This window comes from Pantoea sp. GbtcB22, from assembly GCF_019091025.1.
In the GTDB taxonomy this organism is placed as follows: Bacteria; Pseudomonadota; Gammaproteobacteria; order Enterobacterales; family Enterobacteriaceae; genus Pantoea; species Pantoea leporis.
In genome coordinates, this window is the sequence record NZ_JAGXKB010000783.1 from 1 (window position 1) to 239 (window position 239).

1 protein-coding gene is annotated in these 239 nt (G+C 56.9%); it reads right to left on the reverse strand.

The features are described 5' to 3' along the window. Window positions 1–239: ATP-binding cassette domain-containing protein (locus KVT28_RS26665; RefSeq protein WP_217551319.1), on the reverse strand; the 239-nt coding region annotated here is incomplete at both ends.

Sequence of the window (239 nt, forward strand, 5' to 3'; positions counted from 1 at the left end):
ATTCTCGGCAACAGTCAGATGCGGAATCTGGTTCAGTTCCTGATGGATAATGGCAATGCCTGCTTCCTGCGACGCCTTTGGACCGGAAAACGCCACATCCTTACCCAGCCACTGCAGGGAACCGGCATCCATGCTGTAAATGGCGGTCAGCACTTTCATCATGGTGGATTTGCCCGCGCCGTTTTCACCCAGCAGCGCCAGCACGCGACCCGGATAAACGGCCAGCGATGCGCCATTCA